Source organism: Ascidiimonas aurantiaca, from assembly GCF_037646345.1.
Classification (GTDB): domain Bacteria; phylum Bacteroidota; class Bacteroidia; order Flavobacteriales; family Flavobacteriaceae; genus Ascidiimonas; species Ascidiimonas aurantiaca.
Genome location: NZ_JBBEWR010000005.1, coordinates 141,508 through 156,620, shown reverse-complemented (window position 1 = coordinate 156,620; position 15,113 = coordinate 141,508). Strand labels below are relative to the sequence as shown.

Here is a 15,113-nt window from a genome sequence, read left to right as displayed (position 1 = left end):
TTTTCCAACTTTAACAATTTGTTAGTAGAGACCAAAGAACCAATATAAACTCAATTAGCTATTTTTAGGAAAATTTCAACAAAACCTGTTGAATTTAAGGGTAGTTTTTCTCAAATAACTTTTACTGTATTTAAGAAAATAGTTACCAAAACAAACGTTTAATTATGAACAAATTAAGCTTTACAGATATTCTTTTAACACGAAAGAACGGTAATACAATCAGGAGATGGTTAACCTTAATTATGTTACCTCTGATTTTGTTCTCCTGCAAAGAGAAAGTGAATAACGACTTTGAAGTCATTATTAAAACCGAAGCAAAAATTGATTCCTTGTCTATGTATCCCAGTTTTGTTTCCGAAAAGTTTCTGGATTCTACATACTCTATGTTGTTCAAAGGACCTGTTGAGGGTGGCATTGTTAATTTTAAGGGTAAGAAACCGCCTCACCCCGTTATGTTTGATATTTTGGCGGACAAAATAGGGCTTTCAGATAAATTTTTCATTGACAGTGGCCTTACTGAACTCTCAGTTAGCTTTGTAAATAAGGATAAAAAAGTTATCATAACAGATAAAAAATCTAAGACTCAAAAAGAATATGAACTATTGAAAAGTAAAGGATTAGACTCGATTGACAATTTATGGTGGCAAGCGAGCTCAGTTGATGAAAGAATAAAAGTTGGCGAATTACGAGACCGTTTCATAGTGGACTTTTTGAAAGACAACCCCGACTCTTATGTTCCTTTATGGTTATTTGCAAACTATTTTTCTTCCCGCAGCCAGCGATATAACAAGTTATATGATGAGTCCATGAATCTTTTTTCTGATGAAATCAAGAAAACAGAATTGTTTGACAAACTTTATGCAGGTTTAAAAAAATCCCGTATTTTCTCCCTCAAAAACAAAGAGTTACCCCTTAAAAACATAGACTTGAGAGATGTTAGTTTTAAATTGAATGACTTCAGTAATAACAAATACATTCTCTTGGATTTTTGGTTTTCCAATTGTAAACCATGTCTTGTTGAAATGCCAAAATATATCCATCTCTATGAAAAGTACAAAGAACAGGGATTTGAAATTGTTAGCATATCTATTGATAAAACCGATAAAATACAAAATTGGAAGAACACAATTAACGAAAAGGGATTCAATTGGGTGCACTATTTAGATGAAAATGGTATAGAAACCAATAAACTAAATATCATTAGCTTTCCTACTACATTTTTAATTAACAGTGAGGGTGCAATAATTGAGCGAAACATTACACCAGAAGATTTAAATAATTTCTTACAGAATACATTTGATTAGCAAGTATTTATAGATATTCTTTATCATGTTGAAAGGTATCTAAGCAAGGTTAAAGTGTTTTTATTGATCTGAATGGAATTTAGACTCCAAAGTGAATCTCAATCCAAATTACCCATCAATATTATCAGTAATTGAATTTTAGGTGGAACCGAAAAACCTGTAAAGAGTAGGATAATTTAATTTTATATATAATGAATAGCTATTTAAAATTGTTTAAACAGTCTCTGACACGAGATGAAATGAAATTAATGATTGGGGGAAGTGTATCAGATATAGGAAATGACAACAATCGTTGTGATAACGGTACTACCTGCAATAATTCATCAGATTGTCCTTCCAATTGCGATTGTACTCATGTTCATGGGAGTAATAGATGCTGGCCCAAAGGATAAAAGCGCTATTTTTTGAAGTACCCATGAAGTGAGTAAATAGAAAATTGGCTGGAATATACCCAGCCAATTTTTATTAGATTTTTATTCTCTTTAAAAATTAAAAATTTTATTACTAGACTTTTCAATTATAACGGTAAGTAGCCCGGAGTTAAAGCAAATTCCATAAAACTACGTTAATTATGATAATTAAGTTTTTTCCTTCACTCTGGGTTGCTAAATTTATACATAATTTATAAAAAAGTTTAAGATGAAAAATTTAAAATCAAACTCCTGGAAGGTTCTTAACAGAAAAGAACAAAAAGTAATATCCGGCGGTACTTTAGAATCGGCTACCTGTAGTGCCAATTGTCCGGACGGATCGGTCATTACCTGTACGGGACCCGAATGTACTGCTGCCGACGGTGTAGGCTGTACTACCGGAAACAGGCAGTTTCCCTGTTTAAATGTAAAACCGCTTTAAATAAAAAAGGGAATCATCTCCTTTTTTTATTGTCTGTTTATCAAAATACTATTTTTCGTTGCATCATTCGGGCAAGTATATACCTTATTGGCCTTTTAATATTTCTATTTCCCGTAGTGATAACGGCAGGCCGCTACCCACAATTCTTTGTTTTCATATTTATACACTAGTCGGTGTTCTGAGGTAATGCGCCTTGACCAGTATCCCTGTAGGTCACCTTTTAATGCTTCGGGTTTGCCTATGCCTTCAAAAGGAGTACGCATACAGCTTTTTAGAAGCTCATTAATGCGTTTCACCACTTTCCTATCTACTTTTTGCCAGTAGAGGTAGTCTTCCCAGGATGTTGCAGACCATATTAATCGCATTATTCCTCAATCATATCTTTTTCAATACCTTTACCAGCTTCCAGTTCGCTAATAGATCTCAATAATACATCCCTGTTTTTACCTGTAAGTAAATAGGTAGTTTCTTTTAATGAGTTGTATTCATCCAGTGAAATAAGCACAAGGTCCTTTCCGCCTTTCCGCCTAATGATCACATCACTTACATCATTAACCACTTTATCGAACCAATACTTCAGATTAGAACGAAAATCTGTATAATTTACGCTTTCCATAAAGCAAAGATATTAATAAAAGTACGCAAATACGTACTTTAATATTAAATATCTTCATTTAACTAACCTCACGTTACCGTAAGAGTATAGCTTGTGTATTTTTCCGTATCCTAATTTACTACACTACCAAAAGCTTTATTGGATTCAAAATTACTCTCTTCTGCTATATCGATAATATCACGCCAATCATCTTCTGCTGTCTTGATATTGGCTTTTAATTTATCAATATTTCCATCCGCCAAATAAATTATACACCTACTGACCCTTGGGCTTACATCATTTTCTTTTTCAAAATTCTCTAATAATTTGATAGCTTTTGAAGTTTTATCTCCAAAGTCTTTTTCTATTTTATTCTTAATATCTATTTCCATTTCTTATTGTTGTATAAATGATTGCGTATCTGGGTCATAAGTATATCCTTTAGATTTTAAATAATCTACTTCTTGACCGTATACTGTTTTTTTACCATCGACACCATTACGATATATATTTTTTTAGGTCTGTTGGATCAGATGTAGCTTAATAACATCTCCTCTATCTATTGAATGTTGTAACCACTTCATATTAGTATCAATTGACCAGTATTTATCAGGTTGTTTCAAGATATTAAAACCGCCTTCATTCATCCCACTTTATTACAGGAAACTAAGAAAAAAATAGTAGTATTAATATGGTCTTAGTATTTCGTATTTGTCTTATTATCATAATTTTAATCTATAATATCTTTTTTAATACGGATGTTCTGAAAATAACCAGTATTTGAAAATCGTGTAGAGTCTTTTTTAACTTCTTCATAATTAAAAAACTGTAACTGGCCGTTCTCATAGATATAACCGCCTGTGTACTCTGTAGTGGTAGTGTTCCCACTTTCAGTAACGGTCTTGCGAAGCTTGCTGTCGGAAGCATCATAGGTATATTGAATATTCCCATTAGCAAAACTTACTTGGGTAGGTAAATTGAGATGGTTATAGGTGATATTCGTGATCCCCTTATTATCATCCCGGGTCATGTTGCCATTGCCATCATAAAAGTACTCGGTCGTGGCCTCGGCTCCGTCTTTAAAACCGGTCATGGCACTGGCCTCTATGGCGTCATCTACGGCCTGTAGCCGGTTGCCCTGATAACTATAGGTAAGATCATCCATGAGCCCAAAACTCGAAGCATTTACATCCCGGTGGCCGTTCCTTGTCAGCCGGGTAATATTGCCCATCTGGTCATATTGCACTAAGCCCAGGCTATAGTGGAGATTTCAAAGAACTAGATAAGCCCTCTATTGAGAGGCTTATCTTAAATATAAATTATTGATAATCAAATTAAAAACTAAGGCCTTTCTTTAAAACATCCGTTTGGGGCACTACCCACTTCGACAATTTTAAAAACAATTTTAAAACTATCGTTTACCAATGAAAAATGAAAAACCGCCTCATTAACCAAATGAGACGGCTTCTTTTTTATTCCTCAAACAGACGGACCCCGCCCGTTAGAATATGGTACCTATTGTATGGTTTCCTGTATTTTACCACAGCGCAGCATCTGCTCCCCGAAATACGGGTTCTCGATCTCTTTCTCAGAAGAGAGCCAATAGGCGCCTTTATTGTCAAAAGCCATAGGGCAGAATTTTTTATATACTTTACCAGAGGTAAGGTTCCCCTGAATAAGGTTGAGAACGTCATCGGTCACACCCTGAAAAGCAGCTCTTTGCTCTTCTATGTCCTGAGACATGGATATGGTGTTGGCCCGGTTAAGAAGTCCTACATCCACCCCTATATTGGCATAGGCCATCATAAGGTAACTGCTGGCATTAATGGCGCGTTCTACATCGCCGTTTACCAGGGAGGTTTTTAGCTCTCCATAGTATTTAAACACATCGGTAATACGCTTGTTGGCAAAGGTCACATTTGCCAGCGGATCGCGATACGCAACAATATCAGGCTTTTTAGGGGTTTTACGTTGTACGGTTGTAGTATCCAACACAGGGTCTCCTCCCTCTGCAGCAGGAGCCGAAGGCCCACCGTGATCGTGCCCGTCATGATCGCTATGGTCATGGCCGCTATGATCGTCTCCTTCATGTACCACCGATGTTCCCGAAGCCGGGGCCACCGCTTCCTTATCTTTTTTCTTACCACAGGAAACACTTACTATAAGTGCTGTTAACATAATCAATATTCGTATCGTATTCATACCAGTAATTTTAGTAGTTGATGTTTACAAATCTTTTAAGACCGATGCTTTTTGTAAAGAATAGTTGCTCTCTTCTAAAACATCTTCTCTTAAAATAACAGGTTCGTGCTTTTAACAGTTACTATAAAAAACGCAACAAATATCTTAAACTTTTTTACATCTTTCCCAGAATATTTTCTTACTTAAATGTTAATTTTTTAGGAATTCATATATATCTTACTTAAACGCTTTTTCTATAAAACAGAGTATTAACGGGTTTTACCACGATGGTACTGGTAGTAAAAAGCAGGAACCAGTATAAAAAGTAACAAAGGCTGAATAAGAAAACGCCTTATATAGAATACCACCAGGTAATACTCCGGAGAAACCTGAATATGCAGAAGCAGAAAATACACGCCTGTAAACACAAGGAATGCTCCTGCATACAAACCTGAAGAAAACTTAAGCAGAGCCCTGTTCCTGAATAAAGCATATAAAATAAGTAAGGATAACAGCATGTTCATACCATACCTAAGGGTTATATGCATTAAAAGTTTGCCTGTGAAAAACTTAGGCAGGGGTGCCCTGTGGTAGGGCCCCTTAAAAAACTCAAGGAAAGGATCGTAAAAAAAAATATCTTCAAAAGCCCGTATAACCACAAGAAGTATAAGCGCTACAGCAACAGTACCGTATCTTAAAAATGACCTCATGAGCCGGCAAATTTACGCACCCACATTACCCACAGTAAAAACACCAGCCCGTAAATAACCAGGGGGAAAAACACGCGGTGCAAGGCATCTCCGTATTCGGGCACCTCATACAGGCCTATAATAAGAAGGGCCACTCTGGCCGTATTCACCACATAAATGAGTAAAGTGCCTCCCAGAATAAAAAGGAGGGTATGTACCAAAGGGCCGCGATATGCAATAACAAAAGCAATAAATAATATAATAACACTTAACGAATTACACCCCTCTACCACCCGGGCAATACTCGTATCGTTTACAAAAAAGCTCACAAAATCGGCTCCGGGAAAAACCTGTGTTCTCCCGCTGTAGCCCAGTGCCTCTACCAAAACCACACTTTTACCGGCCACCCAGCGGGTAACCGGATCAGGCCCTCCCGCATATATCTGCAAATACCAACTGTAGAGTAAGGTAAGTACCGTATAGACGACAAAAAATCGCAGTACAAATAATAAGGCCGGACGGTATTTTTTAAATAGCTGTACCAAAAGCTTTGTTTTAAACAAAAATATAATAAATATACAGCGGGCTGTCTTTCATTTTTAAATACTTTTATACCAAAATTGACAAGGCTATGAATTTTGAGACCCTTAAAAACGAGGTTACTGCCCTTCTCGAAGATCACAACCAAACCGTTGACTCGCGCTTAACGGCAGTATGCATCTTACTGCAATCTAAAGTTCCCTATTATAACTGGGTGGGGTTTTATTTTAAGAACGGTACCAAAAACGAATTAAAACTACGCGCTTTTGCCGGTGAACCTACCGATCATACCATTATACCATTTGGGAAAGGTATCTGCGGACAGGTAGCCGTATCTAATAAGAACTTTGTAGTGCCCGATGTTCACGCACAGGATAATTACCTGGCCTGCAGCATACATGTAAAAGCAGAGATCGTGATCCCACTTTTTGTAAACGGGGAGAATATAGGGCAGATAGACATCGATTCGCACGTGGCAGACCCGTTTACCCCGGACGACGAACACTTTCTGGAATATGTGAATACCAAAGTAGCCGCCATACTCTGATTTTTTTGATTTTTATTCGTTCTTATGAGGTCAATATTAATGCAAAAAATTTACTTTTGCACTTAATCGCAACCGCATCGAAATGAATACATTGAAAACGGCAAAATCGGCCCTTATATCGGTATTTAGTAAAGAAGGACTCGCACCTATTGTAGAAAAGCTCAACGAGCTGGAAGTTACGCTCTATTCTACCGGAGGCACTGAAAAGTTTATTCGGGATCTCGGGATCAACGTGATCCCTGTAGAAGACGTAACCAGTTACCCTTCCATTCTCGGGGGGCGGGTAAAGACCCTGCATCCCAAAGTATTTGGCGGGATCCTTAACCGCCAGGATAACGATACCGATATAGCCGAACTGCAACGTTACGAGATCCCACAGATAGATATCGTGATCGTAGATCTGTACCCTTTTGAAAAAACGGTTGCCGAAGGAGCCTCAGAGCAGGCTATTATCGAAAAAATAGACATTGGCGGTATTTCCCTGATACGGGCCGCTGCCAAAAATTTTAAAGATGTGATCTGTGTGGCTTCAGTAGATGATTACACCCCTTTTCTGGAACTGTTGACCGAAAAGAACGGAAGCAGTACCCTGGAGGACCGTAAAACCTTTGCCGCCCGTGCCTTTAATGTCTCCTCCCACTATGACACAGCTATTTTTAACTATTTTAACTCCGGAAAAGAAGCACTGAAAGTAAGCTATACCGGTGGCAGAGAATTACGGTATGGAGAAAACCCCCACCAAAAGGGCTATTTTTATGGTGATTTTGAGACCCTGTTCACCAAACTGCACGGTAAGGAACTCTCATACAACAATCTGCTGGATGTAGATGCCGCGGTAAACCTGATGGCCGAGTTCAAGAATGAACCACCTACTTTTGCCATTCTCAAACACAATAATGCCTGCGGACTTGCTACCCGAAACACTGTAAAAGAAGCATACCTGGCTGCATTGGCCGGAGATCCCATATCCGCTTTCGGGGGTATCCTCATCTCCAATACAGCTATTGATGCCGAAACAGCGGCCGAGATCAATACTTTGTTCTGCGAAGTAGTCATCGCTCCCGCATTTGCGCATGATGCACTGGAGGTCCTTACCTCCAAAAAGAACCGTATTCTGCTGGTACAAAAAGAAACAGACCTGCCTGAAACCCAGGTACGAACCTGCCTGAACGGAATGCTGGTACAGGATAAAGACATCAAAACCGATACTGCGCAAGACCTTACATATCAAACCGAAAAGAAACCAGATGCACAGGCCGTAGAAGACCTGCTGTTTGCTTCAAAAATAAGTAAGCACACCAAGTCCAACACCATAGTGCTAGCCAAAAACAAACAACTGCTGGCCAGCGGTACCGGGCAAACCAGCCGGGTAGATGCCCTGAAACAGGCTATTGACAAAGCCCGTTCCTTTTCGTTCGAACTTAAGGGAGCCGTAATGGCCAGTGACGCCTTTTTTCCCTTTCCCGACTGTGTGGAAATAGCCCATAACGAAGGTATTAGTGCCGTAATACAACCCGGAGGCTCTGTAAAAGACCAGTTGAGCATTGATTTTTGTAATGCCCATAACATGGCCATGGTATTTACGGGAACCCGACATTTTAAGCATTAATTTAGTACATTTGACGAATTGCAGTAACAAGACCCTGATTAGACACCTTATAACTAAAAAATAACATGGGATTTTTTGATTTCCTTACTGAAGAGATAGCAATTGACCTGGGTACTGCCAATACCCTGATCATACACAATGATAAAGTGGTGGTTGACAGTCCCTCTATTGTAGCGAGAGACCGCATTAGCGGTAAGATCATAGCCGTAGGGAAAGAGGCCAACATGATGCAGGGAAAGACCCATGAAAACATAAAGACCATACGCCCTCTGAAAGACGGGGTTATTGCCGATTTTGATGCTTCGGAAAAAATGATCAATATGTTCATAAAGAACATTCCGGCATTAAAAAAGAAACTCTTTACACCTTCTCTCAGAATGGTGATCTGTATCCCTTCCGGTATTACCGAAGTAGAAATGCGGGCCGTAAAAGAATCCGCCGAAAGAGTAAACGGGAAAGAAGTGTATCTTATTCACGAGCCAATGGCTGCCGCTATAGGGATAGGCCTTGATATTATGCAACCCAAAGGTAATATGATCGTTGACATAGGAGGGGGAACCACTGAAATTGCAGTGATCGCCCTTGGGGGTATTGTGTGTGATAAATCAGTTAAAATTGCAGGAGACGTATTTACCAATGACATTATTTATTACATGCGTACCCAGCATAATCTCTATGTAGGTGAAACCACCGCAGAGAACATAAAAATACAGATAGGAGCAGCTACCGAAGACCTTGAAACACCTCCCGAAGAAATGAGTGTACAGGGGCGCGACCTGCTTACCGGAAAACCCAAGCAGGTGCAAATTACCTGGCGGGAGATTGCCAAGGCCCTTGATAAATCTATCCTTAGAGTAGAAGATGCCGTGATGGAAACCCTGTCACAAACCCCTCCCGAACTGGCGGCCGATATTTACAATACCGGTATTTATCTGGCAGGTGGTGGCTCTATGCTACGCGGGCTCGACAAAAGGCTTTCCCAAAAAACAGACCTCCCGGTCTTTATAGCCGAGGACCCTTTACGGGCCGTAGTGCGGGGAACCGGTATTGCCCTGAAAAATATAGACCGGTATAAAAGCATTCTGATACGATAATAAATGATGAAGAAATGAGATGCAGAACATTATTGCCTTTTTTATAAAGAACAGGATTTTTTTCCTCTTTTTACTGCTGCTATCCATATCTCTGGGATTCACCATTCAATCGCATTCGTACCACCGTTCCAAATTTATTAATTCTGCCAACTGGCTTACAGGGGGTATCTATGCCTCGGTAAACGACATCGCTTCCTATTTTGACCTGAAAACACAAAATGAATGGCTACTTGAAGAAAACAGGCGCCTGCGTGACTCACTTCACAATATCTTTCAAGAGATCCCTTTTCCGGAAAATATTCAAGACAGTACCCATGTACTTTTTAAATACCGGATGGTTTCGGCAACCGTTATTAAAAACAGCTATTCTGCCACAAAAAACTACCTCACTATAAATAAAGGTTCAAAAAACGGTGTTACCAGGGATATGGGAGTTATATCGTCAAAAGGACTGGTAGGTATTGTAGAAAACACATCATCCGGCTATGCCGTAGTACAATCGGCCCTCAACACCCTGACCGAAATTAATGCCAGTGTGCAGCGTACCGGGCAGTTTGGTTCCCTGAAGTGGGACCGCAGGGACCCTGCCTTTATGCAACTTACCGATATCCCTAAAATAGCAGATCCGCTGGTGGGCGATACCATTGTTACCGGAGGGATGTCTGCCATTTTCCCTAAAGGTATCCTTATAGGCCGTGTTCACAGTTTTGAACTGGACAGTTCTGAAAATTATTATACCCTGCAGGTAGCCCTTTTTAATGATATGACCCGGCTTGAACATGTATATATCATTGAAAATACCCATAAAGACGAGATACAAACCCTGGAAGAAAGTGTTTTGAATGAATAATGAGGTAATCACCATAGGGTTCCGTTTTATAGTGCTGGTTATGGCCCAGGTACTCATTTTTAACCATATAGACCTGTTTGGATACATAAATCCGTACATATACCTGCTTTTTGTAATTATGTACCCTATACGAAAAGAGGGGCGGGCGGCTTTTCTTATCACTTCTTTCCTGTTAGGGCTCACTATAGACCTTTTTAGTGACAGCGGAGGCGTGAACGCAGCAGCAATGATATGTATTGCCTACCTGAGGCCGGTGTTCCTGAAATTTGCTTTTGGCAACAATTACGAGTTTCAAAGCATACGCATAAGCCAGACCCCAACAGGGCAACGGCTGGTTTATATAACACTGCTTATTGCCACCCATCATCTTATTTTGTTTTCTCTGGAGATTTTTAGTTTCTCCCATATACTTTCTATTCTTAGAAAAACGTTATTATCCGGAGTATTTACCTTATTTTTAAGCTTACTGGCCATCCCGCTGTTTAGAAAGAAAAAAATATGAGAAAGCTACTGTTATCTTCCATAATTGTGGTAATTGCCGTGACTTATGTTGGCAGGTTATCCTATTTGCAGGTAATCAATCCGCCTACCGGCAATATTCTGGATGATACAGCTATTAAAGCTGTATATGATTATTCGGAAAGAGGGCATATTTATGACCGTAACGGAGTGCTGCTGGTTGCCAACCAGCCCGCTTATGATGTTATGGTAATTCCCAGGGAAGTAAAAGCACTGGATACGCTTGAGTTTTGCCGGTTGCTGGGAATATCAAAAGACGACTTCATAAAAAAATATGAGAGGGCTTATAAATACTCTACCCGGTTGCCTTCAGTATTTGTTCCCCAGTTATCAAAAAAGGAATATGCCACCCTACAGGAAAAAATGCGTAAATACCAGGGCTTTTACATTCAAAAACGGTCACTCCGGGATTACCTTACCCGCAACGGGGGCAATATATTGGGCTACATAAGTGAAGTAAACGAGTTTGACCTGAAAAACAACCCCTATTACAGCCTGGGTGAATTAATAGGGCGGCAGGGAGTAGAAAAGCAGTACGAAGATATATTACGAGGACAAAAAGGCGTAAAGTTCATTCAAAAGGACCGGTTTAACCGGGAACTCGGAGCCTATAAAAATGGTATGTACGATACACTCCCGCAACCCGGTAAAGAAATTACCCTTACCATAGATATTGCATTGCAGGATTACGGAGAGGCCCTTATGCAAAACAAAAGAGGTGGCATCGTGGCACTAGACCCAAAATCGGGAGAGATCCTGGCACTGGTATCAGCACCTACCTACGACCCCTCGCTTTTAGTAGGAAGACAGCGTTCCCGCAACTATACCCGGCTGTATTATGATTCTATAGCCAAACCCCTGTATGACCGGGGCCTGCTCGCTATGTACCCTCCCGGATCCCCTTTTAAGGTGATCAATGCCTTAATAGGGCTGCAGGAAGGAGTGATTACCCCGCAAACCGGGTTTACCTGCTATCATGGGTACCGTTACGGGCGTAACTCTTTCATGGGGTGCCACTGCCCGGGAGGTACCAGTAAACTAAACCGCGGACTCTACAACTCTTGCAACACTTATTTTGCCAATACCTACCGAAGGATTATTGAAAAATATCCTTCTGCTGCCGAAGGCATGGCCGTTTGGGAAAAACATGTGAAGAGTTTTGGACTGGGCAATTATCTGGGCTATGACCTGCCTATTGGAAAAGCAGGAAAGGTGCCCGGTCCGGATTATTACGATAAAGTATATGGAAAAAAACGATGGTTTGCCACCAATACCCTTTCTAATGCCATAGGCCAGGGAGAGGTACTTACCACCCCTATACAACTCGCCAATATTACAGCCACCATTGCCAACCGGGGTCATTTCTATACCCCGCATATCATAAAAGCCGTAAACGGAAAGCCCGTAGAGGACGAAAAATACACCCGCGCCAAAAAAACCACCATAGCCCCGGAACATTTTGACCATGCCGTACAGGGCATGTATGATGTGTACAATTACGGAACCGCCGCCCATCTCAAAGTAAAAGATATAACCATAGCAGGAAAAACAGGTACCGCAGAGAATTTTACACGAATAGACGGAGAACGCGTACAGCTTACTGATCATTCTATTTTTGTAGCCTTTGCCCCAGTGGAAAATCCGCAGATCGCCATAGCCGTATTTGTAGAAAACGGGTACTGGGGTTCCCGATATGCCGGGCCCATTGCCTCACTAATGATAGAAAAATATTTAAGAGGCACTATTACCCGTACCGACCTGGAACAGCGAATGCTCGAAAAGAGCCTGGAAGAAGAATACGCCAAACCTTTAAGCGGACAACCCTTTACGATTAATGAATAGCAGGATACTTCAAAAAACCGACTGGCTTACCATACTTATCTACATACTTCTGGTTTGCGCCGGCTGGTTTAACATCTATTCGGCTACTTTTCAGGGAGAAAGCAGTTCACTGTTTGACCTTTCTCAGGTATATGGCAAACAGCTTCTTTTTATTGGCGCCGGTATGGTCACCGCTATTGTGATCTTTTCAATTGACGCTAAATTCTATGAACGCTTTTCAAGTATTATCTATCTGGTTTCTCTGGTATCACTCATGGGGCTTTTTGTTTTCGGAAAAAATGTAAACGGTGCCACGTCCTGGTATGTTTTGGGAAGCAATACCATACAACCCTCAGAGTTTGCCAAAGCTGCTACAGCACTGGCGCTTTCCAAGTATTTAAGTGATATACAAACCTCAATAGGAAGCCTTAAAGACCAACTCAGGGCCATTCTTATCATTGTCCTGCCGGCACTGCTTATTATACCACAGCCCGATCCCGGGAGTGCTATGGTATATGCCTCTTTTTTCTTTGTGTTATACCGGGAGGGCCTCTCGCCCATTTATATGGTTATAGGGTTTATTGCCGGCCTTCTTTTTGTATTGACCCTTATGTTTGGCCCGGTATGGGTGGCTTCTATAGCACTTATTCTTACTGTGGTGATCTTTGCCCTGAAAAAACGAAATAACCGGCGTTTGGCCGTATTTCCCTTTATAATTTCACTTTTAGGGGCCGTTCTCTTCTCGTTTTCAGTAAAGCTTATTTATGACCATGTATTTGAGCAGCGCCACCGAGACCGTTTTAGCCTCTGGTTGCGCCTGGAGAAAGACCCTCAAAAACTGGCAGAGATAAAAAAAACTATTGGATATAACACCAATCAATCTGAAGAAGCCATTGGTTCCGGCGGGTTTTGGGGTAAAGGGTTTTTAGAAGGTACCCGAACCAAAGGAGATTTTGTACCTGAACAACATACCGATTATATTTTTAGTACTGTAGGAGAAGAATGGGGGTTTATGGGCAGTGTGCTGGTAGTTGTTCTGTTTACCATTCTCCTGTTGCGGTTATTATTCCTTGCAGAACGTCAAAAATCGCATTTTAGTCGTATTTACGGATATTGCGTGGCATCTATTCTCTTTTTTCACTTCTCTATTAATGTAGGTATGGTAATAGGATTGCTGCCTACTATAGGTATTCCGCTGCCATTTTTAAGTTATGGAGGCTCCAGTCTTTTGGGCTTTACCATCTTACTTTTTGTATTCCTGAAACTCGATGCTAACCGCATTAATGAATGGATGTAAGCGAAATCTGTTAAAAAATACTTATTTTTTGTAGGTTTTTACTTAATTCAGTATTTTACGGGTTAACTTAAAAAAGTCTTTATTATGAAACTATTAGCTAAACTTAAATTACAGGGACCCGTACTATCAAAAAATGAACAACGCAGGGTAACCGGAGGCGGCTGGTGGCCCAGCACCCGTCAGGAATGTGAAAATTGCGGAGGCGAATGGTCACCCCCTTTATGCGCACTTCCGTCAAATTCTCCTTGTATATAAAGTATTTCTTTCATTCATACAAAACAGGGGTAGCCACCCACCCCTGTTTATTTTATTGAAATCCTTCTGAAATTTATGAAAACGTTAAAGGCTTTTTTAAAAAACCTGTTCGTTCATTTCAAAAAAGCAAATACTTCAGAAAAAGGTGCTTCTTTGGCATATTATACAGCCTTTTCTTTTATTCCCATGATCATTATTATTATTTCCGTATTGGGTATCCTTTTCGGAAAAGAGCCGGTAGCCGAATATGTTTATCAACAACTGGCAGATAACATGGGGACACAGGCAACCCAACAAATAGAAGCGCTTATTAAAAACCAAGATCTGAAACGACATAGTATCTCCGGTCTTGTTGTGGGGTTTGTAACGCTTGCTTTAAGTGCTTCCGGTATGTTTAATCAATTACATAATTCCTTTAACGACCTTTGGGGTATAAAAAGCGTAAAAGGAAAAGCGATATCGCAATACTTGAGAAAGCATCTTACTTCTATCTTTCTTATTCTTTTGGTAGGTTTTCTGCTATTGTTAAGTACACTTGCCCACGGTTTCCTGGTAAAATACTCCAAGCATTTTAATACGGATTACAGAATACTTTTAGTTTATGAACACCTGATTGCCCTGGCTGTATTTACGTTTTGCTTTTCTTTATTTTTTAAACTCCTGGGAAGTGCCAAGGTACCCTGGAAACCGGCTCTGGCAGGAGGCCTGTTTACTGCTTTTCTTTTCGCATTGGGCAAAACGGTAATTGCATGGTATGTGGGTTATAACGATGTGAGCTCTGCATTTGGCTCGGCCAGTGCCCTTATTCTCGTTATGATATGGGTTTATTATACTGCACAAATTATTTTTTTAGGTGCTATTTTTGTAAAGGAATGGAGTAAATGTTATGGCTATGATATCTTACCGGAATAAAGATGCTTTAAGTACTCCCCCCGCTCTTTACAAAAATAAATATATGGC

At 40.2% G+C, this 15,113-nt stretch carries 19 protein-coding genes; 12 read left to right on the top strand and 7 right to left on the bottom strand.

Features of this window, described 5'->3' with window-relative positions:
- The first annotated feature begins 164 nt into the window (after window positions 1-164).
- From WAO84_RS06830 to WAO84_RS06820, 3 genes are all read left to right on the top strand, one after another.
- Window positions 165-1,304 (top strand): TlpA family protein disulfide reductase, encoded by a 1,140-nt coding sequence (locus WAO84_RS06830; RefSeq protein ID WP_340064654.1) that lies wholly within the window; start codon window positions 165-167, stop codon window positions 1,302-1,304.
- A 239-nt stretch (window positions 1,305-1,543) separates the two neighbouring features.
- Entirely contained in the window at window positions 1,544-1,696 is a 153-nt protein-coding gene (locus WAO84_RS06825) for a hypothetical protein (protein ID WP_340064653.1), read from the top strand.
- A gap of 247 nt (window positions 1,697-1,943) precedes the next feature.
- Window positions 1,944-2,156 (top strand): hypothetical protein, encoded by a 213-nt coding sequence (locus tag WAO84_RS06820; protein WP_340064652.1) that lies wholly within the window; start codon window positions 1,944-1,946, stop codon window positions 2,154-2,156.
- A 104-nt stretch (window positions 2,157-2,260) separates the two neighbouring features.
- On the opposite strand, the gene WAO84_RS06815 is transcribed toward WAO84_RS06820, so the two are convergent.
- The 7 genes from WAO84_RS06815 to xrtF all read right to left on the bottom strand — a co-directional run bounded on the left by WAO84_RS06815 (window position 2,261) and on the right by xrtF (window position 6,166).
- Complete coding sequence (locus tag WAO84_RS06815) at window positions 2,261-2,521, bottom strand: Txe/YoeB family addiction module toxin (RefSeq protein WP_340064651.1); 261 nt, start codon at window positions 2,519-2,521, stop codon at window positions 2,261-2,263.
- Window positions 2,521-2,772, bottom strand: coding sequence for a type II toxin-antitoxin system Phd/YefM family antitoxin (locus WAO84_RS06810; RefSeq protein ID WP_340064650.1), 252 nt, complete (start codon window positions 2,770-2,772; stop codon window positions 2,521-2,523). Before WAO84_RS06810 ends, WAO84_RS06815 begins: the two co-directional genes overlap by 1 nt.
- Before the next feature lie 110 nt (window positions 2,773-2,882).
- Window positions 2,883-3,143, bottom strand: a complete 261-nt coding sequence (locus tag WAO84_RS06805) for a hypothetical protein (RefSeq protein ID WP_340064648.1) — start codon at window positions 3,141-3,143, stop codon at window positions 2,883-2,885.
- A gap of 338 nt (window positions 3,144-3,481) precedes the next feature.
- Window positions 3,482-3,982, bottom strand: coding sequence for a hypothetical protein (locus tag WAO84_RS06800; protein ID WP_340064646.1), 501 nt, complete (start codon window positions 3,980-3,982; stop codon window positions 3,482-3,484).
- 284 nt (window positions 3,983-4,266) lie between these two features.
- Window positions 4,267-4,953, bottom strand: a complete 687-nt coding sequence (locus tag WAO84_RS06795) for a DUF3347 domain-containing protein (protein ID WP_340064645.1) — start codon at window positions 4,951-4,953, stop codon at window positions 4,267-4,269.
- Window positions 4,954-5,201: 248 nt separating this feature from the next.
- The gene (locus WAO84_RS06790; RefSeq protein ID WP_340064643.1) at window positions 5,202-5,642 is read right to left on the bottom strand and encodes an exosortase F system-associated membrane protein; all 441 of its coding nucleotides are present in this window, start codon (window positions 5,640-5,642) and stop codon (window positions 5,202-5,204) included.
- Window positions 5,639-6,166, bottom strand: a complete 528-nt coding sequence (gene xrtF / locus WAO84_RS06785; RefSeq protein WP_340064642.1) for an exosortase family protein XrtF — start codon at window positions 6,164-6,166, stop codon at window positions 5,639-5,641. The genes WAO84_RS06790 and xrtF overlap by 4 nt, the downstream gene beginning before the upstream one ends.
- 86 nt (window positions 6,167-6,252) lie before the next feature.
- Here xrtF and WAO84_RS06780 point away from each other — a divergent pair, with 86 nt between their 5' ends.
- The 9 genes from WAO84_RS06780 (at window position 6,253) to WAO84_RS06740 (ending at window position 15,065) form a co-directional block, all read left to right on the top strand.
- Window positions 6,253-6,708, top strand: coding sequence for a GAF domain-containing protein (locus WAO84_RS06780; protein WP_340064640.1), 456 nt, complete (start codon window positions 6,253-6,255; stop codon window positions 6,706-6,708).
- 82 nt (window positions 6,709-6,790) lie between these two features.
- The gene (gene purH, locus WAO84_RS06775) at window positions 6,791-8,317 is read left to right on the top strand and encodes a bifunctional phosphoribosylaminoimidazolecarboxamide formyltransferase/IMP cyclohydrolase (protein WP_340064639.1); all 1,527 of its coding nucleotides are present in this window, start codon (window positions 6,791-6,793) and stop codon (window positions 8,315-8,317) included.
- Between the two features lie 65 nt (window positions 8,318-8,382).
- Window positions 8,383-9,411 (top strand): rod shape-determining protein, encoded by a 1,029-nt coding sequence (locus tag WAO84_RS06770; RefSeq protein WP_340064637.1) that lies wholly within the window; start codon window positions 8,383-8,385, stop codon window positions 9,409-9,411.
- A gap of 19 nt (window positions 9,412-9,430) precedes the next feature.
- A complete protein-coding gene (mreC, locus tag WAO84_RS06765) occupies window positions 9,431-10,261 on the top strand; it encodes a rod shape-determining protein MreC (RefSeq protein WP_340064635.1) in 831 nt (276 codons plus the stop codon).
- Entirely contained in the window at window positions 10,254-10,763 is a 510-nt protein-coding gene (gene mreD, locus WAO84_RS06760; protein ID WP_340064633.1) for a rod shape-determining protein MreD, read from the top strand. Before mreC ends, mreD begins: the two co-directional genes overlap by 8 nt.
- Complete coding sequence (gene mrdA / locus WAO84_RS06755) at window positions 10,760-12,622, top strand: penicillin-binding protein 2 (protein WP_340064631.1); 1,863 nt, start codon at window positions 10,760-10,762, stop codon at window positions 12,620-12,622. Before mreD ends, mrdA begins: the two co-directional genes overlap by 4 nt.
- Window positions 12,615-13,898 carry a rod shape-determining protein RodA gene (rodA, locus tag WAO84_RS06750; RefSeq protein ID WP_340064628.1) on the top strand — a complete coding sequence of 428 codons (1,284 nt, stop codon included), beginning with the start codon at window positions 12,615-12,617 and terminating at the stop codon, window positions 13,896-13,898. The genes mrdA and rodA overlap by 8 nt, the downstream gene beginning before the upstream one ends.
- An 84-nt stretch (window positions 13,899-13,982) precedes the next feature.
- The gene (locus WAO84_RS06745; protein ID WP_340064627.1) at window positions 13,983-14,153 is read left to right on the top strand and encodes a hypothetical protein; all 171 of its coding nucleotides are present in this window, start codon (window positions 13,983-13,985) and stop codon (window positions 14,151-14,153) included.
- A gap of 75 nt (window positions 14,154-14,228) precedes the next feature.
- A complete protein-coding gene (locus WAO84_RS06740; RefSeq protein ID WP_340064626.1) occupies window positions 14,229-15,065 on the top strand; it encodes a YihY/virulence factor BrkB family protein in 837 nt (278 codons plus the stop codon).
- Window positions 15,066-15,113: the final 48 nt, after the last annotated feature.